Origin of the sequence: Flavobacterium psychrophilum, assembly GCA_001708385.1 — a bacterium.
Taxonomy (GTDB): domain Bacteria; phylum Bacteroidota; class Bacteroidia; order Flavobacteriales; family Flavobacteriaceae; genus Flavobacterium; species Flavobacterium psychrophilum_A.
The window spans coordinates 1,520,730-1,546,769 of sequence record CP012388.1 but is presented as its reverse complement, the minus strand read 5'-3'; the positions used below and the strand labels follow the sequence as shown (position 1 = coordinate 1,546,769).

Annotated in this window: 33 protein-coding genes and 2 tRNA genes; 18 read left to right on the top strand and 17 right to left on the bottom strand. The window is 38.9% G+C overall.

Annotated features, from left to right (window positions below; translation table 11 throughout):
- Positions 1-3 precede the first annotated feature (3 nt).
- A complete protein-coding gene (locus ALW18_06775) occupies positions 4-441 on the top strand; it encodes a hypothetical protein (GenBank protein ID AOE52239.1) in 438 nt (145 codons plus the stop codon).
- Positions 441-1,244, top strand: coding sequence for a hypothetical protein (locus ALW18_06770; GenBank protein AOE52238.1), 804 nt, complete (start codon positions 441-443; stop codon positions 1,242-1,244). The genes ALW18_06775 and ALW18_06770 overlap by 1 nt, the downstream gene beginning before the upstream one ends.
- Positions 1,245-1,297: 53 nt before the next feature.
- Here ALW18_06770 and ALW18_06765 read toward each other — a convergent pair whose 3' ends face one another.
- Together ALW18_06765 and ALW18_06760 are read right to left on the bottom strand one after the other, a co-directional pair.
- Positions 1,298-4,123: a hypothetical protein gene (locus ALW18_06765; GenBank protein ID AOE52237.1), complete on the bottom strand. Its 2,826-nt coding sequence runs from the start codon at positions 4,121-4,123 to the stop codon at positions 1,298-1,300.
- Positions 4,124-4,226: 103 nt separating this feature from the next.
- Positions 4,227-7,055, bottom strand: a complete 2,829-nt coding sequence (locus ALW18_06760) for a hypothetical protein (GenBank protein AOE52236.1) — start codon at positions 7,053-7,055, stop codon at positions 4,227-4,229.
- Between the two features lie 182 nt (positions 7,056-7,237).
- On the opposite strand from ALW18_06760, the gene ALW18_06755 reads away from it, so the two are divergent.
- Positions 7,238-7,435 carry a hypothetical protein gene (locus ALW18_06755; protein AOE52235.1) on the top strand — a complete coding sequence of 66 codons (198 nt, stop codon included), beginning with the start codon at positions 7,238-7,240 and terminating at the stop codon, positions 7,433-7,435.
- Between the two features lie 72 nt (positions 7,436-7,507).
- Here ALW18_06755 and ALW18_06750 read toward each other — a convergent pair whose 3' ends face one another.
- Together ALW18_06750 and ALW18_06745 are read right to left on the bottom strand one after the other, a co-directional pair.
- The gene (locus ALW18_06750; protein ID AOE52234.1) at positions 7,508-8,818 is read right to left on the bottom strand and encodes a GTP-binding protein Der; all 1,311 of its coding nucleotides are present in this window, start codon (positions 8,816-8,818) and stop codon (positions 7,508-7,510) included.
- A gap of 124 nt (positions 8,819-8,942) precedes the next feature.
- Positions 8,943-9,827: a GTPase Era gene (locus ALW18_06745; GenBank protein ID AOE54336.1), complete on the bottom strand. Its 885-nt coding sequence runs from the start codon at positions 9,825-9,827 to the stop codon at positions 8,943-8,945.
- 116 nt (positions 9,828-9,943) lie between these two features.
- Here ALW18_06745 and ALW18_06740 point away from each other — a divergent pair.
- From ALW18_06740 to ALW18_06730, 3 genes are all read left to right on the top strand, one after another.
- Positions 9,944-10,019 (top strand) — tRNA-Met (locus ALW18_06740).
- Positions 10,020-10,240: 221 nt separating this feature from the next.
- Positions 10,241-10,316 (top strand) — tRNA-Met (locus ALW18_06735).
- Positions 10,317-10,859: 543 nt separating this feature from the next.
- Positions 10,860-11,309, top strand: coding sequence for a molecular chaperone DnaJ (locus tag ALW18_06730; protein AOE52233.1), 450 nt, complete (start codon positions 10,860-10,862; stop codon positions 11,307-11,309).
- Positions 11,310-11,372: 63 nt separating this feature from the next.
- On the opposite strand, the gene ALW18_06725 is transcribed toward ALW18_06730, so the two are convergent.
- Both ALW18_06725 and ALW18_06720 read right to left on the bottom strand, forming a co-directional pair.
- Positions 11,373-11,825 (bottom strand): hypothetical protein, encoded by a 453-nt coding sequence (locus ALW18_06725; GenBank protein AOE52232.1) that lies wholly within the window; start codon positions 11,823-11,825, stop codon positions 11,373-11,375.
- Positions 11,826-11,866: 41 nt separating this feature from the next.
- The gene (locus tag ALW18_06720; GenBank protein AOE52231.1) at positions 11,867-12,331 is read right to left on the bottom strand and encodes a hypothetical protein; all 465 of its coding nucleotides are present in this window, start codon (positions 12,329-12,331) and stop codon (positions 11,867-11,869) included.
- Positions 12,332-12,606: 275 nt separating this feature from the next.
- Here ALW18_06720 and ALW18_06715 point away from each other — a divergent pair, with 275 nt between their 5' ends.
- From ALW18_06715 to ALW18_06665, 11 genes are all read left to right on the top strand, one after another.
- The gene (locus ALW18_06715; protein ID AOE52230.1) at positions 12,607-13,032 is read left to right on the top strand and encodes a histidine kinase; all 426 of its coding nucleotides are present in this window, start codon (positions 12,607-12,609) and stop codon (positions 13,030-13,032) included.
- A 134-nt stretch (positions 13,033-13,166) separates the two neighbouring features.
- Complete coding sequence (locus ALW18_06710; protein AOE52229.1) at positions 13,167-13,592, top strand: hypothetical protein; 426 nt, start codon at positions 13,167-13,169, stop codon at positions 13,590-13,592.
- Positions 13,593-13,669: 77 nt separating this feature from the next.
- Entirely contained in the window at positions 13,670-14,470 is an 801-nt protein-coding gene (locus ALW18_06705; protein ID AOE52228.1) for a hypothetical protein, read from the top strand.
- Positions 14,471-14,627: 157 nt separating this feature from the next.
- Positions 14,628-15,440, top strand: coding sequence for a hypothetical protein (locus ALW18_06700; GenBank protein ID AOE52227.1), 813 nt, complete (start codon positions 14,628-14,630; stop codon positions 15,438-15,440).
- A 241-nt stretch (positions 15,441-15,681) separates the two neighbouring features.
- Positions 15,682-16,485: a hydroxyethylthiazole kinase gene (locus tag ALW18_06695; protein ID AOE52226.1), complete on the top strand. Its 804-nt coding sequence runs from the start codon at positions 15,682-15,684 to the stop codon at positions 16,483-16,485.
- Positions 16,478-17,113 (top strand): thiamine-phosphate pyrophosphorylase, encoded by a 636-nt coding sequence (locus ALW18_06690; protein ID AOE52225.1) that lies wholly within the window; start codon positions 16,478-16,480, stop codon positions 17,111-17,113. Before ALW18_06695 ends, ALW18_06690 begins: the two co-directional genes overlap by 8 nt.
- Positions 17,110-17,946, top strand: coding sequence for a hydroxymethylpyrimidine kinase (locus ALW18_06685; GenBank protein ID AOE52224.1), 837 nt, complete (start codon positions 17,110-17,112; stop codon positions 17,944-17,946). The genes ALW18_06690 and ALW18_06685 overlap by 4 nt, the downstream gene beginning before the upstream one ends.
- A complete protein-coding gene (locus ALW18_06680; protein AOE52223.1) occupies positions 17,933-18,586 on the top strand; it encodes a transcriptional regulator in 654 nt (217 codons plus the stop codon). Before ALW18_06685 ends, ALW18_06680 begins: the two co-directional genes overlap by 14 nt.
- 284 nt (positions 18,587-18,870) lie before the next feature.
- Positions 18,871-19,299 (top strand): hypothetical protein, encoded by a 429-nt coding sequence (locus ALW18_06675; protein ID AOE52222.1) that lies wholly within the window; start codon positions 18,871-18,873, stop codon positions 19,297-19,299.
- 27 nt (positions 19,300-19,326) lie between these two features.
- On the top strand, positions 19,327-19,686 hold the full coding sequence (locus tag ALW18_06670; protein ID AOE52221.1) for a hypothetical protein: 360 nt from the start codon (positions 19,327-19,329) through the stop codon (positions 19,684-19,686).
- A gap of 133 nt (positions 19,687-19,819) precedes the next feature.
- The gene (locus tag ALW18_06665; protein ID AOE52220.1) at positions 19,820-20,536 is read left to right on the top strand and encodes a hypothetical protein; all 717 of its coding nucleotides are present in this window, start codon (positions 19,820-19,822) and stop codon (positions 20,534-20,536) included.
- A gap of 56 nt (positions 20,537-20,592) precedes the next feature.
- On the opposite strand, the gene ALW18_06660 is transcribed toward ALW18_06665, so the two are convergent.
- From ALW18_06660 to ALW18_06630, 7 genes are all read right to left on the bottom strand, one after another.
- A complete protein-coding gene (locus ALW18_06660) occupies positions 20,593-21,267 on the bottom strand; it encodes a magnesium transporter MgtC (GenBank protein ID AOE52219.1) in 675 nt (224 codons plus the stop codon).
- A gap of 17 nt (positions 21,268-21,284) precedes the next feature.
- Positions 21,285-21,809: a damage-inducible protein CinA gene (locus ALW18_06655; GenBank protein ID AOE52218.1), complete on the bottom strand. Its 525-nt coding sequence runs from the start codon at positions 21,807-21,809 to the stop codon at positions 21,285-21,287.
- 36 nt (positions 21,810-21,845) lie between these two features.
- Entirely contained in the window at positions 21,846-22,025 is a 180-nt protein-coding gene (locus tag ALW18_06650; protein ID AOE52217.1) for a hypothetical protein, read from the bottom strand.
- Between the two features lie 22 nt (positions 22,026-22,047).
- Positions 22,048-22,236, bottom strand: a complete 189-nt coding sequence (locus ALW18_06645) for a hypothetical protein (protein ID AOE52216.1) — start codon at positions 22,234-22,236, stop codon at positions 22,048-22,050.
- Between the two features lies 1 nt (position 22,237).
- On the bottom strand, positions 22,238-22,729 hold the full coding sequence (locus tag ALW18_06640) for a hypothetical protein (protein AOE52215.1): 492 nt from the start codon (positions 22,727-22,729) through the stop codon (positions 22,238-22,240).
- A gap of 97 nt (positions 22,730-22,826) precedes the next feature.
- On the bottom strand, positions 22,827-23,108 hold the full coding sequence (locus tag ALW18_06635; protein ID AOE52214.1) for a hypothetical protein: 282 nt from the start codon (positions 23,106-23,108) through the stop codon (positions 22,827-22,829).
- A gap of 9 nt (positions 23,109-23,117) precedes the next feature.
- A complete protein-coding gene (locus tag ALW18_06630) occupies positions 23,118-23,345 on the bottom strand; it encodes a hypothetical protein (GenBank protein AOE52213.1) in 228 nt (75 codons plus the stop codon).
- A 129-nt stretch (positions 23,346-23,474) separates the two neighbouring features.
- On the opposite strand from ALW18_06630, the gene ALW18_06625 reads away from it, so the two are divergent.
- Positions 23,475-23,798 (top strand): hypothetical protein, encoded by a 324-nt coding sequence (locus tag ALW18_06625; GenBank protein AOE52212.1) that lies wholly within the window; start codon positions 23,475-23,477, stop codon positions 23,796-23,798.
- 67 nt (positions 23,799-23,865) lie between these two features.
- On the opposite strand, the gene ALW18_06620 is transcribed toward ALW18_06625, so the two are convergent.
- The 4 genes from ALW18_06620 to ALW18_06605 form a co-directional block, all read right to left on the bottom strand.
- Complete coding sequence (locus tag ALW18_06620) at positions 23,866-24,120, bottom strand: hypothetical protein (GenBank protein AOE52211.1); 255 nt, start codon at positions 24,118-24,120, stop codon at positions 23,866-23,868.
- A 141-nt stretch (positions 24,121-24,261) separates the two neighbouring features.
- Positions 24,262-24,567: a hypothetical protein gene (locus tag ALW18_06615; protein AOE52210.1), complete on the bottom strand. Its 306-nt coding sequence runs from the start codon at positions 24,565-24,567 to the stop codon at positions 24,262-24,264.
- Between the two features lie 28 nt (positions 24,568-24,595).
- On the bottom strand, positions 24,596-25,450 hold the full coding sequence (locus tag ALW18_06610) for a short-chain dehydrogenase (protein ID AOE54335.1): 855 nt from the start codon (positions 25,448-25,450) through the stop codon (positions 24,596-24,598).
- A 16-nt stretch (positions 25,451-25,466) separates the two neighbouring features.
- Positions 25,467-25,997 carry a hypothetical protein gene (locus tag ALW18_06605; GenBank protein AOE52209.1) on the bottom strand — a complete coding sequence of 177 codons (531 nt, stop codon included), beginning with the start codon at positions 25,995-25,997 and terminating at the stop codon, positions 25,467-25,469.
- Between the last annotated feature and the right edge of the window lie 43 nt (positions 25,998-26,040).

Below are 26,040 nucleotides of genomic sequence, written 5' to 3'. Positions count from 1 at the left end.
TATATGTCAGCAGCTAACGATTTTTTTACCCCGGAAGAAGAACAGCAGATAGTAAATGCTATTGTTGTCGCTGAAAAGAACACATCGGGTGAGATAAGGGTGCACATAGAAAGTCATAGTGAAAAACCTCCTCTCGAAAGAGCACAGGAGGTTTTTTTTAATTTGGGTATGGATAAGACAGCCTCAAGAAATGGCGTGCTTTTTTATGTAGGGATAGACGATCATACCTTTGCTATTATAGGCGATGAAGGTATAGATAAAGTTGTCGAAAATGACTTTTGGGATTGTACACGCGATGTTGTAATTGATCATTTTAAGAATGGCCGTTTTGCACAAGGATTAAGTGAAGGTGTTGTAAGGGCAGGAGACCGCCTTAAACAGTATTTTCCTTTTTCTGAGGAGGATAAGGATGAACTGCCAAACGAAATATCAAAAAGCTAATGAAAAACCTTATTAGAAAAAATATAGTACTCCTTTTTACGCTGCTGTTTACATTAGCAGGGTTTAGCCAGGATGTCAAGATACCCGAAAAGCCTGCCTTTCAAACCAGTTACTACGAAATAGGAACTACATTGCTTGATGAGGCGCAGAAAAAATCTATTGAGCAGAAACTTATAAATTATGCCGATAGTACTTCCACACAAATTGTGGTTGTTGTTGTGCCTACAACGCAAGGTGAACAACCCTGGAAGTTTGCTTTTGATATTGCAGACAAATGGGGTATTGGTCAAAAAGGCAAGGATAATGGTATACTGCTACTTGTAGCAAAAGACGACAGGCAAATTTTTATTGCGGCCGGAGATGGTGTACAGCATTTGCTTACTGATGCCATGGCTAAACTTATTATTGAGAATGATATTAAGCCCTCATTTAAAGCGGGCGATTATTATTCGGGTATTGATAATGGCACAACAGCTATTATCAGTGTAATGAAAGGTGAGTATAAAGAAGAACGTAAAAACCTTAGAAAAGGCAATGATAGCGGCGGTGGAGGAGGTATTATTTTCTTCATTATTATATTTATAATCGTTATCATTATACTTAAAAAAGGTGGAGGTCGTGGTGGAAGAGGCGGCGGTAGCGGCTTTGGAAGCGACCTAGCCTCAATGATAATTCTAAGCAGCCTTGGACGTGGCAGCGGCGGAGGTGGAGGCTTTGGTGGCGGTAGTTCAGGCGGTGGAGGATTTGGCGGCGGCTTCGGCGGTGGCGGCTTTAGTGGTGGCGGTGCCGGAGGAAGTTGGTAACAATTGTTATGAATTATATAGAGAAAGGCTGCATTACGCAGCCTTTCTCTATACTAAAATTGCCAGAAGCGGCGTTCGTTTTCATTATTTTCTTTCTTTTTGCCAAAATTATCAATCTTAAAGCTAAGTGAGAACATTACATATCGCTTCAATACGGTGTTTTGTGTATCTGCAATGGTGGTAGGGCTAATGCTCCTCGTAGTGCCAAGGTTTTGGTTAAATACGTCATATACCTTTACCTTAAACATGGCTTTATCACCTAGGAAGCTGTAACCAAGACTTGTATTCCATAAAAAGAAATCCCGTTTAAAGCCATCTCCTAAATTAGAATTATAGGTGTAGGTAAAGTCATTACCAAATACTACGTGCTTAGGCCAGTAATTTGTTGTTTGAAGCCCTGCCTTATGTACAAACCTGGACGTAAAATCAGTTGTAAAATTGTCAAAATGGGTTTCTTCGTAATCAAAACTGTAAATAGGGCTTATGGTTAGTAAATCGCCGTATTCATAGGTGAAACCTATTTTAGGGCCAATGTTATAGGATAACGATTCATATAAAACATCATTAGTCTTTCCTTTATTTTTACTGAATCCCCCATTTATAGATGCATTGATCCTGTATTTGTGCGCTCCTTCAGTTTTAATTTGTTTGCTCCAGTTTCCACCTCCGTAGCTGGAAAACGTTCCGCCAAGGTTGCCGTATGTTATAAATTGTTTACCGCTTTCATCAATTGTTGTAAATTGGGTAACATTGCTTTCAAAATAATTACCGCCCACATATATAGAATATCCCGATCGGCTTGCATAATCATAGTTGCCAAAGCCAATATATGTGTTGTGCGATTTATTTGGAGTAAGGTTCTCATTACCCGTAATAGTATATAGGGCACTGCTCACATCTGTTATTGGCAATATCTGGTCTACCGTTGGCATATCCGCACTAAAACTGTAATTTAAGTAGATATACATAGATTTTGTAAACCTGATATTGGCATAAGCATTAGCCCACGGTAGCATATAATTTTTATTTACCACATAATCTTTGCCTAAATAAGAACCAAAGGTTCCGTAGTTGGTTATCGCAGTACCAAAGCTTGCCCCCATGTAAAATTTGCTTTTACTTATGTTTATACCTGCATACGGTGTAATTCTTGTCTCATCGCTTCTTAAGTAATTCGTAAGCGAATCGGCAATATTGGTGAAGCCACCGGTAAAATCATTAAAGTTATATCCTTTACGGTTTTTTGTATTAAGATCTTTGCTGTAGGTGGCTCCGGCACTAATGCTAAGCGAATCGGTAATTGCCTCATTAAACTCGAAGTTAAATCGGTAGGTATCGTTGGTAGTTATATTTTTTTGTAACTGATTTCGAATATCAGATCGGCCTTCATCTTCAGGATTGTCCGGGTTTCCATAAAAATAAGTAGACGTATTGTTGTAGGAAGAAGCATCTTCAAGCTTATTTTCCATGTTAACTTCAAACGCTAACGAACTGCCTTTTTTATTCAGTATCTTGTTATAGGTAAGATTGGCTGAAAAAGCATTGTTGTCTGTTTCATCAAAAGTTGACCCTGAACTTTCATTTAAAAGCGCGTTGTCCTGATTGCGGGTAGAACTTGCAGATCTTATAGCTGTTTTAGAATTGGCTTTTATAAACTTTGGTGAAAAATAAACAGTAGATGTGGAGTCAATTTTAAATTCAAACTCACCACCCATGTTATGAGCATATTTATTTGTATCGGTACGCGATGATGATTCGCTTATCAGGCTCCTGTTCGTGTCTGCAGATCCCGGTGTAGCCGGTATGAATGATTCAGATCGTGTTCTGTTATCATTCTCGGTATCGGCAGCAGTATAAAAGTAATTTAGGTTAGGTGTAAAGCCTTTAAACAATTCATCAGAATAAGTAGCTCCAAAAATATTTGTACGTGTAATACCCCTGTTTCCACCAAATCGCATATCGTTTATACCAAAACTACCATCGCTGCTGGTATAAATAGTATTGTTACGTCCGCCGCCCATGCTGTCAAATATTTCATCCATGGTAAAGCCGGTAGTGTTTATATTGTTTGACGATGCTAATACACTAAGCTTTCTACTTCCTTTAAAATAATTTACCAATGCATTGGCTTCATAGCGTTTATCGCTACCATATCCGCCTAAAAAGCGGCCAAAGAAGCCTTTGTTTTTTTCTTCGTCTATGGTAAGGTTTATACTTGCATTATTTCCGGATGCATCTTTTCCTGTATACTCTTCTTTTTTAGTTTTTGTATCGGTAACCTGTACTTTGTTGATGATATCTGCGGGTAGGTTTTGCAGTGCAATCTTACCATCTTTATCAAAAAAGGGCTTACCGTTTACCAATATCTGGTTTACTTCTTTGCCGTTTACGCGTATTTTACCTTCGTCGTCAATTTCTACGCCGGGTAACTGTTTTAATAATGTCTCTACGTTGGCATCCGGCCTTACTTTAAATGAAGCAGCATCAAATTCTAATGTGTCTTTCTTTATACGGATAGGCGGAATTTCATTTTCAATTACAACTTCATTAAGTTCTGTAGACAGATCGGCAAGTTTGATAGTGCCAAAGTCACGGTCTGCAGCTACATCGTTCAATTGCTCCCTGTGATTGGCGAGGCCAACGTACGATACTTTAAGAAAAACAGGTTTGTCAAGCTTTTTAATTTTAAGCTCCCAGTTTCCGTTTTTGTTAGAAATGGTGTAATCTACCATTATAGAATCTTTTACGTTTGTAAGATAGATTGTAGCCGATTCTAAAGGAAAATTGTCATTGTCGGTAATTTTTCCTTTTAAAGTGATGGTTTGGCTAAAGGATACAGAAAAGCATAGTAACAAGAGTAACGTTAAAATCTTGCGCATTGTAATATAGTATTGGTTTGATTGATGATGTGGTTGTCAGTAAAAACTGCTAAATAAACAATTTAGTATGATTACTACTGTTAAAAAACTAAATTTATTACAATTAATTTACCCTCATCGTTTCAAACCTGCGTTCACGCTTTGCCGGTGCGCCACCAAATTGCTGTAATTTATAGGTTAAGGAGAACATTACATAGCGTTTTAGTACGGTATTTTCCTGATCTGTAATTGTTGTAGGTCCTATGGTACGCGACGTTCCAAGGTTTTGATTAAGAACATCATATACCTTAACTTTAAACATCAGCTGATCTTTAAGGAAGTTATAGCCTATACTGGTATTCCATAAATAGAAATCTTTTTTAAAGCCATCTGCAATGTTAGAGTTGTACGTGTAGCCAAAATCATTTCCAAAAACCACGTGCTTAGGCCAATAGCTTGTTGTTTGCAGGTTAACACGGTGTACGTAATTAGAATTTGAGCTTATTCTGTAGTTTGTGTAATTATATTGGTTGTAATTATAATTGTAAGATGGGCTTATGGTTAATAGCTCGCCATATTCGTACGTAAAGTTTGCACCAGGGCTTAAGCGGACAGATTTGCTGTCGTACATTATGCCATTAAGGAAACCTTTGTCAATATTATAGCTTGTACTCATATTAACACCAAATCTGTAGCTGTGGGCGTTCTTTTTTATTGTTTTGTTCCAGTTGGCACTAACACTGTTACTCATAGCTCCCGAAATATTACGATACGTTGTATTGTTTATACCGCTGTCATCTGTTACTGTAAACTGGGTGACCTGAGAATCGTAGATCGTAGAGTTAAACCAAAAGCTATAACCCGATCGTGTAGCAAAATCGAAATTGCGGTATCCGGCTCTTATCCTGTGCGATTTGTTAGGGTCAAGATCAGGGTTACCTTCAATAGTGTTTAACGGATTGGTTTTATCTACAATGGGTAATATTTGCCTTGCTTGGGGAAAATCAACAGTATAATTATAGTTCAATGAAAATGACTTACCCTTATCCGGGCGATAACTCAAATTCATATCTGCTGTGGGCAGGATATAATTGGTGTTAAGGTTATAGTCATCGCCAATAAAAAGGGCATGGTTTTTAAATGAGGTAACATTTGTTCCTGCGCCTGCATTTAAATAAAATTTACCTTTCGTCAAACTCACTCCAGCCCTCGATTGAAACGTTCCTATCTCCGATGTCAAGTAGTTAGATAACGAATCGTTATAAACCGTATAGTTACCTGTTTCCGGATCAAAGTCGTAGCTGTTACGTCTGTTTACCGACTTGTTATAGTCATATCCGCTGCCAATATTTACTTCGAGTGAATCTGTAATAGGCTCTGTATATTCTACACCAAAATTGTAACTGTCATCTGTAGATGTTGTGTATAGTATCTGATCTCTGTTGTCAACATCGGTTTCGGTTATGCCATCAGGATAACTGTATTTTCTAGTGTTAGACTTATTTAGGCTTGTATCATCATTTTTATTGTTGCTGTTGGTAAGGCTTACGCTAACACCGCGTCCTTTTTTTGCTGCAAATTGTTTAAAATATGTTAGCTGATTACTAAATGTGTTACTGTCATTTTCTCCATAGCTTTCAGATGTGCTTTCATTCATTAACTTATCATCAAAAAGACGTTGAGAAGACCTCGTAGACGAATTGAACGATTGTGAATTTGCAGTAACAAACTTCGGAGCAAAATGCAGGGTAGAAGTAGAGTCTATTTTATATTGAAAATCGCTATTAAAAGTATGTGTATATCTGTCGCTTTCGCTGCGCGATACAGCGTTTGTCCTATAGCTTTTATCTATAATTGTGTTTGGGTTGTCAGCATCGGGGCCTTCCGGCAGATAATTAATAGATGAGGTACGGTTGTTGTTTTCTGTATTACTTCCAGTATATGTATAGCTCGCACCGGCATCAAAGCCTTTAAACCACTCATCGGCATAGTTTAGGCCAACCATATCACTTCGGGTAATACCTGTGCTGTTTCCGCCACCACCGCCACTATTGAGGTACAGAGAAGCAGCACCGCTGTTACGGCCTCCGCCCATACTGTCGAATATCTCATTCAGAGAGAACCCCGAAGCATTAATATTATTGGAAGATGCCAAAAGGCTAACCTTCATCTTATTTTTAAAATAGTTTACAATGGCACTGCTTTCGTAGCGTTCGTCAGACCCATATCCGCCCATGATTTTGCCGAAAAAGCCCTTATTCTTGTCTTTTTTTATGGTAAGGTTAATGCTCGAATTGTCGCCACTGGCATTTTTGCCGGCAAGTTCTTCTTTTTTAGTTTTGGTGTCGCTAACCTGTACCTTTTCTATGATTTCTGCAGGCAGGTTTTTTATGGCGATCTGTCCGTCTTTATCAAAAAAAGGTTTCCCGTTTACAAGTATCTGGTTAACTTCTTTTCCGTTTACGGTTATTTTTCCGTCAGTATCAATATTTACACCAGGCAACTGCTTTAGTAAAGATTCAACATTGGCATCCGGCCTGGTTTTAAATGAGGCAGCATTAAACTCTAGCGTGTCTTTCTTTATCCTGATGGGCGGTATTTCCCCCTGTATCACAATTTCGCTTAATTCTGTAGACATGTCTTCCAGCTTAATTGTGCCAAAGTCTTTGTCTTCTTCCAGTGTTTTAAACTCTTGCTTATGGTTGGCAAGGCCTATGTAAGAAACTTTAAGGGATACGGGATCGGTTATTTTTTTTGTTTTTATTTCCCATAAACCGTTTTTGTTGGAAATGGTATAGTCTATAACTGTTGAGTCTTTTACTGTAGTGAGGTAAATTGTTGCCGATTCTAAAGGAAAATCCTGATTGTCTGTAACTTTGCCTTTTATAGTTATGGTCTGGCTGAAAGCCGTTGTAGCGCATAGAAATAGTAGTAGTGTAAATATTTTATGCATAGTTAGGTATAATGTAAGGTTGTTCTTTAAAAACAGCTAAATAACCATAATAGTATGGTAAAAGCAAAAATATTGATTTGAATTTAAGAGATTTAGCTGTTTTAAAATTTAGCCATTTAGCACCCTGTTAACCCAAGTCACTTTATGAAGGGCTAACTTTAAGTGTTATAAATGCTATTATTATGAAGAACTACGCTATCACACTCGTTTGGTTTACAACTGCCTGCCTGTTTGCTTTTGTGGTGCTAACGCAGTTGGAACTGTCAATGCCGGTGCTTTTAAGCTTTCTTTTTGCAGGGCAGGTATTGGTTGGTTATACCGTGTATAAAGTATTAACGGATAAATTTAAAACGAATAAATCGTTTAAAGACTGGTATTAAGACATGCCTAAAAAAGAATTAGACAGAATATAAAAAAATAAAAACCCCGAAGTTTGTTCGGGGTTTTTCATATTATTTCTGACGGAAGTATATGTCAATCGGTACGCCCGATAAGTTATATATTTCGCGCATTTTATTTTCAAGAAAACGTTTGTACGGATCTTTAACATACTGAGGCAGGTTACAGAAAAACACAAACTGTGGGGTAGGAGTAGGCAGCTGCATACAGAACTTAATTTTCACATACTTACCTTTAAGTGCCGGTGGCGGCATACTCTCGATAATGGGTAGCATGGTTTCGTTAAGCTTTGAAGTAGCAATACGCTGTTTCCTGTTTTCAAACACCTCTACAGCAGTTTCAAGCGCTTTAATTAAACGCTGTTTTGTGATAGCCGATACGAATAGAATAGGCACATCTGTAAACGGCTGAAGTTCTTCACGTATTTTGCGCTCGTAATCACGGGTACTCATAGTGTCTTTCTCAACAAGGTCCCATTTGTTTACAAGGATAACAACACCTTTCCGGTTCTTTTCTGCAAGCCAGAAGATACTTTGGTCCTGTCCTTCAAAACCACGTGTAGCATCAATAACAAGAATACAAATGTCACTGTGCTCAATAGCTCTTACAGAACGCATTACCGAATAGAATTCAAGGTCTTCCTTGACCTTTGCCTTACGGCGGATACCTGCGGTATCTACAAGGTTAAACTCAAACCCAAAACGGTTGTATCTTGTATCAATAGCATCACGTGTAGTACCTGCAATGTCTGTAACTATATATCTGTCTTCACCAATAAGTGCATTAATGAAAGATGACTTTCCTGCATTAGGACGACCTACAACTGCAAAACGTGGCAGTGCAACTTCGTTCTCGTCCGGGGCTACTGCTTCCGGTAATAATTTTACAAGTGCGTCTAATAGTTCTCCTGTACCAGAACCGCTCATACCTGCAAGGGTATAGTATTCTCCTAGTCCAAGATTGTAGAATTCTATAGCATCTTTTTCACGCATAGAGTTATCTACTTTATTTACAGCAAGTAAAACCGGTTTGGTTACTTTACGTAATAACTTAGATACTTCTTCGTCCATAGGGGTAATGCCTTCTTCAACGTCTACCATAAATACAATAACGTCGGCTTCGTCTATTGCAAGTTCAACCTGACGGCGTATTTCGGCTTCAAAAACATCTTCAGATCCCTTTATATAACCACCTGTATCTATAACAGAGAACTCTTTTCCGTTCCATTCGCTTTTACCGTAGTTCCTGTCACGTGTTACACCACTAACAGAATCTACGATAGCTTCTCTTCGCTGTATCAGTCGGTTAAAAAAAGTAGATTTACCTACATTTGGCCTTCCTACAATAGCTACTATATTATTCATTCCTATTTTTTAATTTTTTGCAAAAGTACGTATAAAGTTGCAGAGTTACTAAGTCGCTGAGTAACTAAGTTTCAAGGACGCGACGATAACCTGAAACATATAACCTGAAACCTGAAACAAGAGCTTACTTCTGGTCGTAACCAAACCTGCGCAACTGGTAAGCATTGCTTCTCCAGTTTTTGTTCACTTTGACGAACATTTGAAGGTGTATCTGTTTACCAAAGAATTTCTCAAGATCCATCCTTGCCTCAACACCTACTTTTTTAAGTGCGGCACCTTTATGGCCAATAATAATACCTTTCTGTGTCTCACGCTCTACCATGATCAAAGCGCTGATACGAATGATGTTGTCATCTTCTATAAATTCTTCCGTTTCAATTTCTACAGCATACGGTATTTCTTTATCGTAGTGTAAAAGTATTTTTTCACGGATAGTCTCGTTTACAAAGAAACGTTCCGGTTTATCCGTAAGTGCGTCTTTAGGATAATATGCAGGAGATTCGGGAAGTAAATCAAGAATACGGTTAAAAACTTCTTTTACATTAAAGTTTTCGAGGGCAGAAATAGGGTATAGCTCTGCATTTGGCACTTTTTCCGTCCAAAGCTGAACCTGTTCTTCAAGTTGCTCCTGGTTTGTTTTGTCAATCTTATTAAGTAATAGCAATACCGGAATTTTGGCATTGATGATCTTATTGAAAAAGGCTTCGTCTTTAAGTTCTTTCTCTCCGGTCTCTACCATATAGATAAGTACATCGGCATCTTCAAAAGCCGACTTAACGAAATCCATCATACTAGCCTGAAGCTCGTATGCCGGTTTAATGATACCGGGAGTGTCAGACAACACCACCTGAAAATCTTCACCATTTACGATACCCAAAATACGGTGACGCGTAGTTTGTGCTTTAGAGGTGATGATAGACAGTCGTTCGCCTACAAAGGCATTCATTAGGGTAGATTTGCCCACATTGGGGTTACCTATAATATTTACAAAGCCTGCTTTGTGTGTCATAAAAAAATAATTATCCTGCAAAGGTAGGTATATCAGGCCAATAGTAGAAATAAAAGTTTTTTTTCTGTTTTCCCTTGCAGTTATCAGTAATGGTTGTATATTTGCACTCGAAACAGCGCGGGATAGAGCAGTAGGCAGCTCGTCGGGCTCATAACCCGAAGGTCACAGGTTCGAGTCCTGTTCCCGCTACTAAGTAAAGCTTCAGAGAAATCTGGAGCTTTTTGTTTTAAAACATCTGGCAAACACTTATCTCTTGTGCGACTAGTCTTGTTTTTTGTAAAATATTATTTTATGTAACAGGTTAGACAGATATATATTAGGCAGAAATTCAGGGACGATTAGTGTTGAAAATAACAATTTAATAATATAAGCACCGAATATCAACAAAAAGATTGTATATTTGCACCGAAGATCGCGGGATAGAGCAGTAGGCAGCTCGTCGGGCTCATAACCCGAAGGTCACAGGTTCGAGTCCTGTTCCCGCTACTAAAGTAAAAAGAGAATCAGCAATGGTTCTCTTTTTTTATGCCCTATGATAAAGTAATTTTATGAGTCAGGTATCCGCCGCGGCGGATACAGGTTCGAGTCCTATTTCCTGCTACTAAGTGAAAAGAGAATCAGCAATGGTTCTCTTTTTTTATGTCTTACAATGAAGTAGTTCATAAGTCAAGGGCTCTTATCCGCCACGGCGGACACAGGTTCGAGTCCTGTTCCCGCTACTAAGTGAAAAGAGAATCAGCAATGGGTCTTTTTTTTTATGTCTTATAATGAAGTAGTTCATAAGTCAAGGGCTCTTATCCGCCGCGGCGGACACAGGTTCGAGTCCTGTTCGCGCTACTAAAGTAAAAAGAGAATCAGCAATGGTTCTCTTCTTGTTTACAGAATGTTCGGTTAAAGCTACTACAAGGTTATATTTTGCATGTAATTATCTAATTGTCTGATATTTTGTAATTAAAGCTTGCTAATTCATTCTAATTCACTACTTTTGCCGCCGCTAACAAAGGCACATATTACCGAAGGAAATATATGAATATGAAGAAAATTGTTGAGTACAGAAAGTTACTTGACGTTACCAAAGCAGCTACTCTTAAAGAACTTAAGACTATTTACAGGAACAGTATGAAAGACTGTCACCCTGATACATGCAACACTGATGAGGAGCGCCACGCTGCCGAAGAAAAAAGTAAGGAGATTATTGAAGCGTACCACTTTTTAGTGAGTATTGCTCCTGAAACAGCAGAGAAAAATAGCGCTGAATATGCTAAAACTACATCAACTTCAGGTATTCTTGATTTCTATATGGAAAATCAGGCACTTTATATCAACTTTGTTGACGGAAGCTGCTACGAATACTTTGGTGTGCCTAAGCAGGTTTACATTAAAATGGTAAATGCAGATTCTCAGGCACGTTTTGCACGTCGCCACATTTACGGTACTTACCTTTACAGAAGTGCGGTTAAAATTGTTGCTAACGCTGAATAATCAGGTTTCGATATATAAAAAAGCTTCCGTTAGGAAGCTTTTTTTGATTTTATAAAGTTTTGATTACACTTTTTTATAGGTGTACGTCTTGTTTTGAATGGGAAAATTAAGCATGAGTTTATTATCTTTTACAAGAAACCGGATTGATCCTGTTGTGCCATCATCAAATACTCCTTCAATTGTTTGATAGTTTCCCTGACTTCCAAGAGTAAAGGTTCCAGCCTTTACAGAATCAGACACTACCTGCATGAAATTGTTTCCATTTATTTCAACGTAGGCTGTTTTAAGCATTTCTGTATACGATTCCATATCGTTTTTAAGCTTGTTTGCCATTTCGGGGCCAAAAGTGTTTGCAGACTTATCTACTGTAACCTTACCTGTCTCTACATCAAGGCTGGCGCTGGCAGTAGTGTAGGTTATAAGCTGCCATTTTCCCTGAAGATCTTTTTCTGTCGCATTTTGAGACCATAGTGAGAGGCAGAAACAGAAAGCAATTGCTAAAAATATTTTTTTCATTATAAATCTTCCGGTTTGTATTAGAGGATAATTACCCGAAATTACCCTTTGCTATATATAAATTCAAAAACCTGTCCGCCTTCAGATTTCACAATGTGAAGCTGTTTGTTTTTAATCCAGATAGACGATTCACTTGTGGTATTATTATCCCACGCAAAGGCTGCATATTGTTTATCTCCTAATTCTTTAAGTGCATATGTGCCTTTTTTTTCTTTTCCTGCCATGTTTTGTTTTATGGTGTTGCTGGCAAAAACTACATCAGAAGCTTTTAAACGGCTTATCGATTGTTTTAGTCCATCGCTGAGCTGGTTCACCATATCGGGTGTTAACTGCGCTTTCATCTCAGGCGAAATTGTAATTTCTTCGGTAAGCAGATTAACATGCGCTCCATTATTATCAATTGCAGACAATCTCCATTGCCCCTGAAGGTCTGCTGTAGTTATTTTTTGGGCCGAGGCTAATGTAATCACGCAAAGGGCTCCAAAAAGGAAAAGTATTTTTTTCATAGTTATAAATGTAGTGGAGTAAAACTCTAAAATTTTAAAGCTAAGATATTAAAATAAAATTACATTGTTTTTTGATTAGTATACGTTTATCTGTCAGCGTTTTATTTATGCAGGTTGTCGATCATTTACATTTTTCAGTATCGTGTTGAAACCACAGGCGTTTGCACATCGTAAATTAGTAGTGTTAAAATGATTGTATTATCAATATTATACATAAACCTTTATGATGTAATACAATCATGTATTATTTAGTTAAAATTTAGATACATTTGGGTATGAAAACAAATGGCGATATAATACTCATCGAAGACGATGCCGACGACAGAGAAATACTCATAGAGGCATTTGACCAGGTTATGACGGAAAATAATTATGACAACAGGCTCATAGTTATCGAAGACAGCTCGGTGGTCATTAATTATCTTAAATCTACAAAAACAAGGCCTTTCCTGCTTTTGTCAGATATCAATATGCCTAAAGTTGACGGCTTTACACTAAGAGACCAGATAAATAAAGATCCTGAATTAAGAGAGAGGTGTTCGCCATATTTGTTCCTTACTACATCAGATCGAGTTGACTACATATCTAAAGCATCTCAGCGATCTATACAGGGCTATTTTTCTAAGCCGGTAACATTTTCAGGCTATAAAAAACTTATCGCTGATATATTATCATACTGGAAATTAAATAAAACAGCATAAAACAGTATACATACACTTAAGCCTCCGATTATATCGGAGGTTTTTGCGTTTTTAACGGTTGTTGTCATTAAAATTTAGCCGCCCTATTTTACTTTCGGGAAAAATTCCTACCTTCATTTTAGAAATTATCTATTATGATAAAATATTACCTCTTGCTGTTTATACTTTATTCAGCAGTCAGTTCGGCACAAACAGAGTATGATATACATCCTATTGATGCCCAAAGGCTAGAATGCCGTAACTCTAAAGAAAATCAGGATCCTGATAATAGTATACGCTGCGAATATTCTGCAAGAATTGCATGGGAGAAGGAGGTAAATAAATATTCAGATCTTTTATTGAAAGTTCTTAAACCGGCAGAAAAAAAAGTTTTTAAGTCAGCCCAAAAACAATGGATAATGTATAGGGATAGCGAAATGGAATTTGCGAACTCCCTATATAAAAATATGGAAAGCGAAGCGTGGCTGGTTGTTCATGCTGTAAGGCTGACAAATATTTTTCGCACGCGTGCGCTGGAACTACAGGAGTATCACGATATGGCAACTTTTGATCCGGAATAAATTTTTTATATCGCTGTAACACAAAAGCGCAGTGTACTACTAATTCAGTAATAATCACAATCAAAAAATCAAATAAAATGCAGGCACATGAAATTGACTACCATATTTATGGTGAAGAAATGCAATACGTAGAAATAGAACTTGATCCGCAGGAGGCTGTAGTAGCCGAGGCAGGTAGCTTTATGATGATGGACAACGGTATACAAATGGATACTATTTTTGGCGATGGTGCTAACCAGACCGAAGGTATTATGGGGAAATTGTTTTCTGCAGGAAAGCGTTTGCTTACCGGAGAAAACCTGTTTATGACCGTTTTTTTAAATCAGGATAAATACAAACGGAGGGTTAGCTTTGCATCACCCTATCCGGGGAAAATTGTTCCGATTGACCTTAAACAATTTGGTGGAAAATTCATTTGTCAGAAAGATGCATTTTTATGCGCTGCAAAAGGAGTTTCCGTAGGCATAGAATTTTCTCGCAAGCTGGGCCGCGGACTTTTTGGTGGCGAAGGCTTTATAATGCAGAAGCTCGAAGGCGACGGGCTGGGCTTTATACATGCCGGAGGAACACTGGCTAAGAAAGAATTACAGCCGGGTGAAATATTAAAGGTTGATACTGGCTGTATAGTTGGGTTCTCTCAGACAGTAGATTATGATATCGAATTTATTGGGGGTATTAAAAACAGCATTTTTGGGGGCGAAGGATTATTTTATGCGACGCTTCGTGGCCCGGGTATAGTGTATATTCAGTCACTTCCGTTTAGCAGGCTGGCAGGTAGAATTTATGCATCGGCACCCCAGGGTGGCGGAAAACAAAGAGATGAAGGCAGTATACTTGGTGGCCTCGGTAATTTACTGGATGGCGATAACAGGTTTTAATAGTTATAAATTAAAGGGCTTCGGCCCTTTTTTGTTTGTGTTTTGTATATTTGACTTTACGAGAACAGAAGTAGGGTATATACCTAGTTTATTGTTTTATAATCGGCATAACAATTGCTGTTACTGCTGCGTTTAATTATCTCATAATTATCTCATAATGAAAATAACCCGATTATTGCAGCTGTCATTTTTGCTTGTCCTTTCTTCAATTAAAGGCTTGGCGCAGGAAAATAATTGCAATGTAAAGCAACTACAGGTCAATACTTACGATTTTGTACTTACAAATCTGGATTCCATTAAAAAATACAGTTCGGTTAAAGATAAGGTAACTGCAAAATTGGAATTTAGATCTACCGGAGCAATCACAACGGCAGAATATTTTACTGCTTATGGCGACAAAGGACAAAAGCAGGTTAAAATCTGGAAAGGTCTTGAAAAGTTCATTAAGAATAACTTTTCGCTTTGTCCTGAATCACACTTTTATAATGGTCGTGAACAGGTGCTGAATACTGTTTTTGAAATTCCATTTACTAAAGAAGCTGTACTTAAGGTAAAAAAGGATATCGAAAACACGGAAGGCTATGTTGTGTTCGGCACCGGTAAAAAAGAAATATCCGACTATAATAAATATACATTAGATATTAAAAGCCTTACTGTTGGCAAAAAGGTATTGGAGCCTTTGGTTAAGGAAGGAACGCTGGATTACAGGCGATCTAAAATGATACAGCTTTCAGACCTGTTTTTTATAGCTTTTGAAGTTGTTAAGTCGGGAAAAACAAACTATTTAAAGTATAAGCTATACGAAAAGGTAGACCATAAAGGTCGAATTATTACCACCGAAAACTGGAGGCCTATTATTAATGGTAAAACCATCTTGTCAGTAAAAGGTATACGCGATACACATGAGGGTGTAAAGCATATTGTTATAGGTGAGGAATTTGATTTTGATATCGAAATTACATTTTTATAGATAAAGCTTTCTATTACAAAATAACAAGGGCAGCATATAATCGCTGCCCTTTTTTTATTTCCGGGATACAATCTGTATCTTTGGTTTTTGGCTTTAGGGGTATTCTGAAAAGAATTGAGACAGTCCCTTTGAACCTGATACGGATTAGACCGACGTAGGGAAAAGCGAAGGAAATACACATTGTATTTCTTCAACTCCATTTTGGAGACTCTATAGCCATATTTATTAAATCGTTAAAAATATGAAAGAGTCTCTTTGGAATGCAATCCTTTCCGTTCGGAAAAATGCTCCCCTTGTACACAATATTACTAATTATGTGGTTATGAATACTACTGCCAACGCATTACTAGCCGTTGGTGCATCGCCTATTATGGCACATGCCCATAAAGAAGTTGAAGATATGGTGGCTATCTGCGGTGCTTCTGTAATTAATATTGGCACGTTAGATGACTATTGGGTAGAAAGTATGCTAAAAGCAGCTGCAAAAGCACATGAATTGGGTAAACCCTGGATACTAGATCCTGTAGGTGCAGGGGCAACTGCCTATCGTGATGGTGTTGCAGCAAAATTACTAGCTTATAAACCAACAGTTATCCGTGGAAATGCTTCAGAAATCATGGCGTTGGCAAAACTCGGTGCATCTGCGACAAAAGGTGTAGATAGTGTACACCAAAGTACCGAGGCTATTGATGCTGCAAAATGGCTGAATGAAAATACGGGCAGTATAGTTTGTATTTCCGGTGCTACAGATGTAGTAGTGTCTAGAAATAAACAAATCCATATATACAACGGTCATCCGCTTATGCAAAAGGTAACCGGGCTTGGTTGTACAGCATCGGCACTGGTAGCTGCATTTGCCGCTAACGCAACCGATAAACTTTATGCTACAGCCTCAGCAATGGCCTTATTGGGCATCGCCGGAGAACTATCCGAAAAAATAAGCAATGGACCCGGTAGCCTTCAGTTAAATATTTTGGATAAACTGTTTAACATCACTCGGGAAGAATTTTTTACAAATCTAAGAATCGATTCGCAGGATGTCTAGACCATTCTTAAGCCGTCTGTATCTGGTTATAAGTCAGGAAGCCTGTCTTGGCCGTGATATAGTTGAGGTTGCCGAACAAGCTGTAAAAGGCGGTGTAGACCTTATTCAGCTTCGTGAAAAACATCTTGATACCGATGATTTTATAGCGACAGCCCTCCGGCTGAGAGAAATGCTCGATACACACGCAGTTCCCCTAATTATAAACGATAATCTTCAGGTTGCGATAGAGAGCAAGGCCTTCGGAATTCATGTTGGCAATACCGATATTCCTCCATCTGTAATAAAACGGGATTGGACTGAATGCGGTTTGCTGGGTTATTCTGTTGAATATATAGAACAGCTTTCTAACAATGAGATTCATTATGCCGATTATCTCGGAGTAAGCCCAGTGTTCAGCACGCCTACTAAAACAGACACAGTTACAGAGTGGGGACTTGAAGGAATACGAAATATTAGAAGTCTGACTGATAAACCATTGGTCGCTATAGGTAATATGAGCATGACGAATGCTTATGATGTTATTAAAGCAGGCGCCGATTGCCTTGCAGTGGTATCGGCAATTTGCGGGGCAGATAATCCTGCACAGGCAGCTTGGGCAATTAGGAATGAAATAGAGAAAGCATTATGAAAAAACTATATAAATATCCCACTGTGCTTACCATTGCGGGTACAGATCCGAGTGGGGGAGCCGGTATACAGGCCGACCTTAAGACATTTGCATCATTAGGTTGTTATGGCATGAGTGTTATTACGGCACTGGTAGCCCAAAACACAACTGGCGTAAAAGCGATACATAGCGTTCCGCCTGATTTTGTGGAAGCCCAATTATTATCGGTTTTAGAAGATATCCGCCCCGATGCCATTAAAATAGGTATGGTGCACAGTGTAGCACTGGTAAATGTCATTGCTGAGGTTCTAACTCAATATCCTGACATTCCTGTGGTGTTCGATCCGGTTATGATTGCTACCAGTGGTGATCGCCTTATCGAAGAAGATACAGTAAATGCCATTGTGGAGAAACTTTTCCCGCTGTCAACACTTATAACACCAAATATGGACGAAGCTGCTTTGCTTGCAGGAATTGCTGTAGTGAATGAACAGGATATGCAGGAAGCAGTAACAAAAATTACAGGTCTTGGAGTATCAGCTTTATTGCTAAAAGGAGGGCATCTTCAATCACAACAGCTAACTTCTATTTTAGCAGATGCAGGTGGCATAATAAAAACATTTACTTCCGAAAAAATAATAACTAAAAATGTACACGGTTCGGGTTGTACGTTATCATCGGCTATAGCATCATTCATTGCCAGGGAATACGCACTTACCGATGCTGTTGCGCAAGCGCAGGAGTATGTACACGGTGCTATTTACCATGCGGCAGATGTTGTGGCTGGAAAAGGTAACGGCCCGCTAAACCATTCGTATAACCCCATAAAAATGATTAAGAATGAAATGGTCTGAAAATGCATGGGCAGAAGCATTGCCTATATACAATGATATAACAGCTATGCCTTTTATTAAAGAGTTGGTAGCAGGAACGCTGGATGTCGAGAAATTTAAATATTACTTACAGCAAGACGCACATTACCTTGAGTATTTTGCAAGGGCGTTGGCTATTATTGCCGCCAAAGCTCAGGATGTAGATATTATGTTAGACTTTATACGCTTTTCTGAAGGTGCAATAGTGGTAGAAAGGGCATTGCACGATTCTTATTTTAAAGAATATAACATAGATGAGCGTGTGGCTATGTCGCCTACATGCCATCATTATGTACATTATCTACAGAGCACTGTTTATATGGCCGATGCCGCAATTGGCATGGCGGCCGTGCTTCCCTGTTTTTGGATCTACCAAAAGGTAGGGGAGTACATATTGAGCATTCAGCAGAAAGACGAAAATCGTTACCAAAACTGGATTGCTACCTATGGTGGTGAAGAATTTGGGTTACTTGTACAAAAAGCTATTGCTATTTGCGATACAGCGGCAGAAAACAGCACACCTCAGCAACAGCTAAAAATGACAGAAGCATTTATAACAGCCAGCCGCCTGGAATTTTCTTTCTGGGATAGTGCTTATAAACTTGAAGGATGGTATAGGTAATAAAATTTTCTAAAATTTTCATTTTGGCATACATTATGCTATTAACTATAGTATCATCAATCACATTAGTTATGGTTTAGAAAAAGAGAAATATAAGTTTTGAGTTAGTTAGTAAAAGGCATTGCAGAAGCAATGCCTTTTTATTTTTGCCTATGTTTTAGTAGTACGGGTTTCCTAATTATTTTAACAGCGTTGTAAAATTGGGTTAAACCAAGGTTAATTATTGTGAAACAGTAGGTTAGGGTTAATTTGGTTTAGTAACTTTATAGTAAAAAGAAAAAGCTATGAAAAAATTATTTACAACGCTGGGCGTAATACTGGCTTTTGGTATTGCATCAGCACAGGAAAATAAGATAGAAGCTTCTACAACGGCATCGCCTCCACCAGGTACACCTGTAATAGAAAAATCTACAGATAAACAGGTACAGCAGCAGCAGAGAAACGGGGCCTCTACCTCCATTGTATCAGCTCCGCCTGTATACAGCACACCATCTACGTCTACCACAACAGTTAGAGAAGAGCAGCAGCTTGCGCCGGTAAACCCGATAAGTAATCCTAACAGTTATCCGGGTGCTGCAACGGCCTATCCGGCAGCCCAGGGGACTATGCAGCCCGGTACGCCAACATCTACAACGCAACCTGTAAACGGGGTTAATAACCCAACAACAACCCTGCCTGCAAGTACAACAAGCAACCAGGGAAAACTACCTTGATAAAATAAATAATTAAAAGATACTACTATGAAAAAGATGTTTTTAACGCTGGGGGCAATACTGGTATTTGGTATTGCATCGGCACAGACAGATACAACACGAACGCCTGCTCAAAAGCAGAAAGCTAAAACAGAAAAATCAAGAAAATCGGTTCAGGATACACGTACTCAAAGCCAGATTAATAGCGATACACAGCGAAATATAAATTCTGTTGAAAGACCTATCAATGCTACGCCTACACCGCCTGCATCTGCACCGGGAAGCGTAAATACAAACTCATCGGCAATGCCACAGGTAACGCCGCCGGTTTCAACCCCGCCACCGGGAGCACCGCCAACAACACCACAACCGGCTGTGCCAACACCAACAACGCAGCCAAGGCAATAATGGCATTTAAAAAAAGCCCTGCATTATGCAGGGCTTTTTTATAGCTATGGCTAAGGTAGTGTTAAAACAGAAGGAAATCAATACGCTATTTGTTATTTTTAATCTACAATCTAAACTTTAAAATCAGCGGTTTATGAAAAAGTCATCTCTACTTACAAAACCTAAAGAAAAAAATAATATCGGTAACCTCGAACGTCTTATATCTATACTTGGCGGAGCATATTTATTGTATGATACGCTAAAAAAAGAGAAACGAAGCATACCGCAAATAGGTGCGGCCGGTTACATGATATACAGGGGAGTAAGTGGCTTTTGCCTTGCTGGAGATGTTAGTAAGAGTCTTTTTAATAAGCCTGAAAAACCGCATGATTCAAATGTCAATATCCATGTGAGAATGGTGGTTAATAAGCCGGTTAATGAAGTGTATAACTTCTGGAGGCATCTTGGTAACCTGCCATTGTTTATGGAACATCTTGAAGCTGTTACAGTATTAGGTGAAACACATTCTGAATGGAGAGCGCAATTGCCGGGAGGTGTTGGTGCTGTAAGCTGGAAAGCAGAGATTGTATATGATGAACCTAACAGGCACATAGGATGGACATCTATGCCGGGATCGGCCATTAAAAACGCAGGAAAGGTTACATTTAAAGATGCAGGCGAATTAGGTACACTGGTACACGTTGTGTTTTCGTACGAAGCGCCGTTTGGTGTGGCGGGAGAAGAAATTGCAAGATTGATTAACCCTATGTTCGAAAAAACAATCCGTAAAGATATCCTGGGCTTTAAACGCTATATGGAAACAGGTACCGTTCAAAAATTACAGCAGGAAGATACACTTATATATACATAGTATATTCTGAATAAAAGAAATAGCCGGCAATCTGTTAAGATGCCGGCTATTTCTTTTTATTTACTCCATGAGATCTTTTTAATATACTCTTCAGCCTGTAATTTGTCTACAATTTCTAAAAGCCTGTGGCTTGCTGTCTGTTCTAACGTAACAAGTAATACAAGTTCTTTTTTACGCCTTTCGATAGAAAAATTAGCAAAGTCAAGATTTTTATCTTCTAAGAGGCGGTTTATTATCTTTCGGGGGTTTACATCGCCCTTCGCGTGTATGGATAATGCTTTCTGGCGGAATTTATTAGAAATTCTTTTCTGAATCGGGTGCATGCCCCATAAAATTATAAGAGACAAAACTGTTGCAGCACTTGCGGCGAAGTACATTCCTCCGCCTGTTGCCATACCAATTCCGGCAACAGTCCATAAACCGGATGCTGTTGTTAGACCCAGAACTGTGGCAGGTTTCCTAAACAGAATAGTACCCGCGCCGATAAAGCCGATACCACTTACAATTTGTGCTGCCACCCGCGAAGGGTCGAGTTCTGCATAATCTTTTCCTACTATGTCGTTAAATCCGAATGAGGAGACAAGCATAATAAGCGCAGATCCCATACAAACCATCATATGGGTACGCATTCCTGCAGCCCAGTCTTTACGCTCGCGCTCAAGTCCAATGGCTGCACCAAAAATAGCGGCAAGTGCAAGCCGCAGTGATAATTCGGTCCAGGGTAAATCCATTGTGTTACAATTTAAAATTATAATAGGGCAGTAGAAGTAGTGGAGTCCTGATTAGTATCAAAACTATCCAGCAATCCGCAGAGTAATTTCCCTGTCCGCTCTATCGTCTGGGAAATAATGTCTTTTGGTGTTCCCTCAAAAACTTCTCTGTGCGAACAATACCTGTTTTCGGGTAATTTTATGTGTATAAACATAGTGCCAACAGGTTTGTCGGCTGTTTCACTGCCTCCGGGAGATGTTAGCCCGGTAACGGCAATGGCAATATCACATTTAAAATATTTGCTTAGCCTTTCGGCAAGAAGTTGGGTTACTTCGGCAGATTCGGGTGTAAACTCGTCAATTATCTTTCTAGGAATATCAAAGAGTTCTTCTTTTGTACACACATCATAACAAACAATGCCTCCCAAAAATATCTTACCCGAATCAGGAGCCAGTGCAAATTCAGATGCCAGCCAGCCGGCGGTAGCGCTTTCCGCAACCGCTATCTTAAGGTTTTTTTCGGCGATCCGGTTACTGCAAAGTGTTATTTGTTCTGAAAGCATAATGTTGAGGTTAATTATAGCCAACCAAAACGGCTATCAGTCAGTTGAAAATTCTTCTGCATTATAATCATCAGGCTCACCGGGGCTGAATTTATCTTCATCCTTTTCTTTTTTAGGATCATCAGGCCTTACTTCCTGTTTTTTATCAGATGCATCTTTGCCCGATTGTTTTCCGTCATTGTTTCCTTTTGCAGGATCGTTATTGTCGTAAATCATTGATAATAGAATTATTTTTCAATTAAGGCGCCGGCATAATAGTATCGGATGATACTACAGAATCCATCTCTGTTTCGATGGGCTGTGTAGTACTTACACTGTCCTTATTACTGTTGTTTTCATCACGATTATTAGTTTTTCCGCATGCGGTTAGGCAAAGACTTGTGCCAAACATGGACATGTATACTGCGTTTTTAACTGTAGTGTTCATATTAATTTCCTTTTTGTGCTTCTTTCGTTGTAACTCTCGAGTTGTTTCCTGTACTGCCTGTACCGGTTCCCAAACCGCTTCCTGCAGCACCACTGTTTCTTATGGGTTTACCATTTTTATCAACGGCACTTTTGGCGTCGCTATTTTCAATTCTGTTGGTGATTTCTTCTTCAGTCATTCCACTTGTTTTAGTTCCCGAATTATCAGATGATGAAGATGTAGTTGCAGGCTTGGTCGTTGCAGTTCCATTACTTGATTTAGATCGTATAGGAGTAGATGTATTTGTACCATCATTCGTACTTGCTCCGGTATTTAATGAGTCATCGTATGCTGAATCTTCATAGCTTGTTGTATCTGCATCGGTAGTTGTTGTTTCGCTTCCTTCGGTAGTTGACTCTTTACGGCTGCAACTGTCACAGGACGAAAAAATATTCATACCTGTAATTACAACACCTGCGAAAAACAACTGTTTTATTGTTGTTAGCTTATTCATGACTTTGGGGTTTAAAGGGTTTGTACACTAAATTTATTTAAAAATTTAACGGGGGTATGCTAACAAAAATCTAATTGGCAATTCTATAACATTTTAGCTATTCTTTATTTTGGTTTTGAGGATCGTTGCGGCAAACTATTTTCATTACCAGTATTACCCCGCATAAGGCTGCGGCAATAGAATTCGCTAATATAATAGGTAGGTCTTCCTTCATTATTCCGTACACTACCCAGAGTACCATTCCAACAAACAGCATGCTGTATGTAGCGGCAGAAAGATCTTTTACATTACGTGTTTTTATAACTTTTATAGCTTGTGGTATATTGGCTACGGTAGTGAAAAAAGCGGCCAGCAGGCCAAGAGCTTCTATATAATCCATAAGCGAAAGTTATTTCAACTGCGTTTCAAATTTTTCTTTTACATTTTGGCTTATATAGGTACTCAGACCCTTGCCTTCGGTTGCGAGTTTCTTCATTTTTTCAATTGTTCTCTTTCCTGCGCTTGCATAGGTGTATAAGTATATAGCATCATGGTTAAACTCAACACTTATACTTTCAGTGTTGATACTGTAAGCTGTAACTCCCGAATTACCTGTTATGTCTATATACTTTTTCATCGAGTATAAAGTTAGGCATACCTTAAATTTTCCATCTTAAATTAACTCATGATTAACGCGTGATTAACAGGGCTACGTGTTGATAGTTAGTAACTTGCTGAAAAGATAACATAACTAAAATAAATAATTATGAAAAAGCTGATTTTAACGGTGGCTGCTGTATTTAGTCTTACTATAGCTGCTGCACAAACCGACCCGAAACAAGTACCGCAACCCGCACAGCCTACTGCGACACAGGCACAACCTGCTAAAACAGCAGTAAAAGCTAAGAAACCTATTAAAGAAGCGGATATGCAGACTGATGCTGTTACCAGACAGCAAAAAGTACAGGGCGACGTACAACCCAGGAAAGATGAGTTAAAAACTCAGAACCATGCTAAAAGCACCTCTAAGCCGGCAGTAATGGATACGCTTAAACCCACAATGAATGAGCCTGCAAGGAAAAGGCAATAACCGGAAATAGATTAGGGGCGTAAGCCCCTTTGTTTTTTAGTAAAGTCTGATTGGAATTTGGAACCATTTAGTCCGGATGGTTATCCGTTATGGTGATGTTTTTTCCGTCCCTGACAGCAGTCCTTCTGTTTACTAAGTGGCTTTCATGATGATAATGGCCACCTGAAGAACAGGTTGTTTTTGGGAAGGAGGCTAGTTCGTCCGGATTGATGATTGCCGGGTCTTCATACGGAAAAGTAAAGTTATCCGCAGAAGTGTTTGTTTGGTGCGGGTTACCGCCAAGGTCTCCCAGATCGTGGCGGTTCATTGTGTAATTTGCCATAATCGTCTGATTTATAGATTAAAGGTACAAATTAATTTATTACAATGATGCCTTTTTAGATGAGAATATTAACGAATAATTAATAATTTATCGATAAACTGACAATAAAAAAGAAAAAGGACTATTAAGTCCTTTTTCTTTTTACATAAATCCATCAGTGTCAGGATTATTGTCTGTACGTATTATATTTCGGCCTTCCCTAACAGGACTCCTCTTATTTACAAGGTGGTTTTCGCTTTCGCGTTCAACCTCTGTAGCATCTACTATCTTTGCTTTTTTAGGGAAAGATGCCAACTCTTCCGGATTTGTTACTGCCGGGTCTTCATACGGAAGTGTGTTGTCCGGAGTGAGGTTGCGCCTTACGGTATCGTTATCTCTATTTATATCCCGGTTAAATTGACTGTCCTGATTGCCTTGATCATTACGGTCGTTTACATTGTTATTCATAAGTATTTATTTTTAAATGATTCATAATTTATCCACCCACAATCTCACCGCCATTAATATGTATTACTTGTCCGGTAATGTAAGATGCATCTTTGCTGGCAAGAAACACATAAGCGGGGCCAACTTCGCTGGGCTGTCCTGCCCGTTTCATTGGTGTGTCCTGTCCGAACGCTGCGACTTCGTCGGGCTCAAAGGTTGAAGGAATTAGCGGAGTCCAGATAGGCCCCGGTGCAACAGCATTTACCCTTATGCCTTTTTCTGCAAGCATTGCTGAAGTAGATCTTGTAAAAGATACAATTGCACCTTTTGTACTGCTGTAGTCAATCAGGTGAAAACTTCCCCTGTACGCCGTTACCGATGCAGTATTTATAATTGCATCGCCTTCGTTCAAATGTTTTAAAGCTTCCCTGGTAAGATAAAAGAAAGGAAAGATGTTTGTCTCAAATGTTTCACGCACCTGTTCGCCTGTTATATCTTCAAACTTTTTCTGCGGAAATTGTACAGCCGCATTATTTACCAGTATGTTTAAGCCGCCTAGGAATTCAAGGGCTTCAGACAATACCTTTTTACAAAAGTTTTCGTCTTTCAGATCGCCGCATATCAGCAGACATTTCCTGCCTTCGGCTTCTACAAGCCTTTTAGTTTCAAGGGCATCTTTATGCTCGTCATAATATGCAATGGCTACATCGGCACCTTCGCGTGCAAAATGCACAGCAACGCTACGGCCAATACCGCTATCGCCTCCTGTTATAAGTGCCTTTTTATCTTCTAGTTTATCACTGCCTTTATAACCTTCCCTGATTATCTCAGGTTCAGGTGTCATCTTATATTCATAGCCCGGCTGGCTTTGTGTTTGTTCCGGGAAAGATTCAGGTTTAGACATACTATTTGTTTTTGTTTTATATTTCTTTGTCGGCGGCTTCAATATTAATATGCGATTCTGCAATGTGCGAAAATGCCATATCAACTTCTTTCTCTTCAGTTAATGTTTCCTCAAGCAGTGTTACAACATCTTCTTCTCTTAAGGCTATACTATATGCTCTCATAGTGCCATAGCAGGCTATTTCGTAATGTTTTATTTTTTGAAGTATTGCTATTATGGCGGCATCTCTTACAACCCCATGTTTTATAAGCCCCGATATATTCTGTGCTTCATCAATAAGGCATTGTACTCCCTCGTAAGCTAGTTTTTCAGGTGACAGCCCAATTAGTTCAAATATTTTTTCAAGCCTGAAAATATGGCCTGCGGTCGTTATTCGGTGTGCTTCTACCAAAGCGATAAGGTCGTGTGAGAAAGAGTTTTCTATTGTTTCGTCAAGCATTGGCAACATTATACTTTCTGCCCAATATAATTCCCTAAGCTGTTTTTCAAACAACCCTCTAAGCTCACGCGCCTCGTCATAATTTTCTTTCGCAATGTTTTGAAGCATAATTGTTTAATCTGATATTTATTTAAAGTTAGGAATAGACGAT

Bases quoted from the DNA above. Each gene is read 5' to 3' on its own strand.
- ALW18_06775 (AOE52239.1), top strand. From the start codon at position 4: ATGTCAGCAGCTAACGATTTTTTTACCCCGGAAGAAGAACAGCAGATA.
- ALW18_06770 (AOE52238.1), top strand. From the start codon at position 441: ATGAAAAACCTTATTAGAAAAAATATAGTACTCCTTTTTACGCTGCTG.
- ALW18_06765 (AOE52237.1), bottom strand. From the start codon at position 4,123: ATGCGCAAGATTTTAACGTTACTCTTGTTACTATGCTTTTCTGTATCC.
- ALW18_06760 (AOE52236.1), bottom strand. From the start codon at position 7,055: ATGCATAAAATATTTACACTACTACTATTTCTATGCGCTACAACGGCT.
- ALW18_06755 (AOE52235.1), top strand. From the start codon at position 7,238: ATGAAGAACTACGCTATCACACTCGTTTGGTTTACAACTGCCTGCCTG.
- ALW18_06750 (AOE52234.1), bottom strand. From the start codon at position 8,818: ATGAATAATATAGTAGCTATTGTAGGAAGGCCAAATGTAGGTAAATCT.
- ALW18_06745 (AOE54336.1), bottom strand. From the start codon at position 9,827: ATGACACACAAAGCAGGCTTTGTAAATATTATAGGTAACCCCAATGTG.
- ALW18_06730 (AOE52233.1), top strand. From the start codon at position 10,860: ATGAAGAAAATTGTTGAGTACAGAAAGTTACTTGACGTTACCAAAGCA.
- ALW18_06725 (AOE52232.1), bottom strand. From the start codon at position 11,825: ATGAAAAAAATATTTTTAGCAATTGCTTTCTGTTTCTGCCTCTCACTA.
- ALW18_06720 (AOE52231.1), bottom strand. From the start codon at position 12,331: ATGAAAAAAATACTTTTCCTTTTTGGAGCCCTTTGCGTGATTACATTA.
- ALW18_06715 (AOE52230.1), top strand. From the start codon at position 12,607: ATGAAAACAAATGGCGATATAATACTCATCGAAGACGATGCCGACGAC.
- ALW18_06710 (AOE52229.1), top strand. From the start codon at position 13,167: ATGATAAAATATTACCTCTTGCTGTTTATACTTTATTCAGCAGTCAGT.
- ALW18_06705 (AOE52228.1), top strand. From the start codon at position 13,670: ATGCAGGCACATGAAATTGACTACCATATTTATGGTGAAGAAATGCAA.
- ALW18_06700 (AOE52227.1), top strand. From the start codon at position 14,628: ATGAAAATAACCCGATTATTGCAGCTGTCATTTTTGCTTGTCCTTTCT.
- ALW18_06695 (AOE52226.1), top strand. From the start codon at position 15,682: ATGAAAGAGTCTCTTTGGAATGCAATCCTTTCCGTTCGGAAAAATGCT.
- ALW18_06690 (AOE52225.1), top strand. From the start codon at position 16,478: ATGTCTAGACCATTCTTAAGCCGTCTGTATCTGGTTATAAGTCAGGAA.
- ALW18_06685 (AOE52224.1), top strand. From the start codon at position 17,110: ATGAAAAAACTATATAAATATCCCACTGTGCTTACCATTGCGGGTACA.
- ALW18_06680 (AOE52223.1), top strand. From the start codon at position 17,933: ATGAAATGGTCTGAAAATGCATGGGCAGAAGCATTGCCTATATACAAT.
- ALW18_06675 (AOE52222.1), top strand. From the start codon at position 18,871: ATGAAAAAATTATTTACAACGCTGGGCGTAATACTGGCTTTTGGTATT.
- ALW18_06670 (AOE52221.1), top strand. From the start codon at position 19,327: ATGAAAAAGATGTTTTTAACGCTGGGGGCAATACTGGTATTTGGTATT.
- ALW18_06665 (AOE52220.1), top strand. From the start codon at position 19,820: ATGAAAAAGTCATCTCTACTTACAAAACCTAAAGAAAAAAATAATATC.
- ALW18_06660 (AOE52219.1), bottom strand. From the start codon at position 21,267: ATGGATTTACCCTGGACCGAATTATCACTGCGGCTTGCACTTGCCGCT.
- ALW18_06655 (AOE52218.1), bottom strand. From the start codon at position 21,809: ATGCTTTCAGAACAAATAACACTTTGCAGTAACCGGATCGCCGAAAAA.
- ALW18_06650 (AOE52217.1), bottom strand. From the start codon at position 22,025: ATGATTTACGACAATAACGATCCTGCAAAAGGAAACAATGACGGAAAA.
- ALW18_06645 (AOE52216.1), bottom strand. From the start codon at position 22,236: ATGAACACTACAGTTAAAAACGCAGTATACATGTCCATGTTTGGCACA.
- ALW18_06640 (AOE52215.1), bottom strand. From the start codon at position 22,729: ATGAATAAGCTAACAACAATAAAACAGTTGTTTTTCGCAGGTGTTGTA.
- ALW18_06635 (AOE52214.1), bottom strand. From the start codon at position 23,108: ATGGATTATATAGAAGCTCTTGGCCTGCTGGCCGCTTTTTTCACTACC.
- ALW18_06630 (AOE52213.1), bottom strand. From the start codon at position 23,345: ATGAAAAAGTATATAGACATAACAGGTAATTCGGGAGTTACAGCTTAC.
- ALW18_06625 (AOE52212.1), top strand. From the start codon at position 23,475: ATGAAAAAGCTGATTTTAACGGTGGCTGCTGTATTTAGTCTTACTATA.
- ALW18_06620 (AOE52211.1), bottom strand. From the start codon at position 24,120: ATGGCAAATTACACAATGAACCGCCACGATCTGGGAGACCTTGGCGGT.
- ALW18_06615 (AOE52210.1), bottom strand. From the start codon at position 24,567: ATGAATAACAATGTAAACGACCGTAATGATCAAGGCAATCAGGACAGT.
- ALW18_06610 (AOE54335.1), bottom strand. From the start codon at position 25,450: ATGTCTAAACCTGAATCTTTCCCGGAACAAACACAAAGCCAGCCGGGC.
- ALW18_06605 (AOE52209.1), bottom strand. From the start codon at position 25,997: ATGCTTCAAAACATTGCGAAAGAAAATTATGACGAGGCGCGTGAGCTT.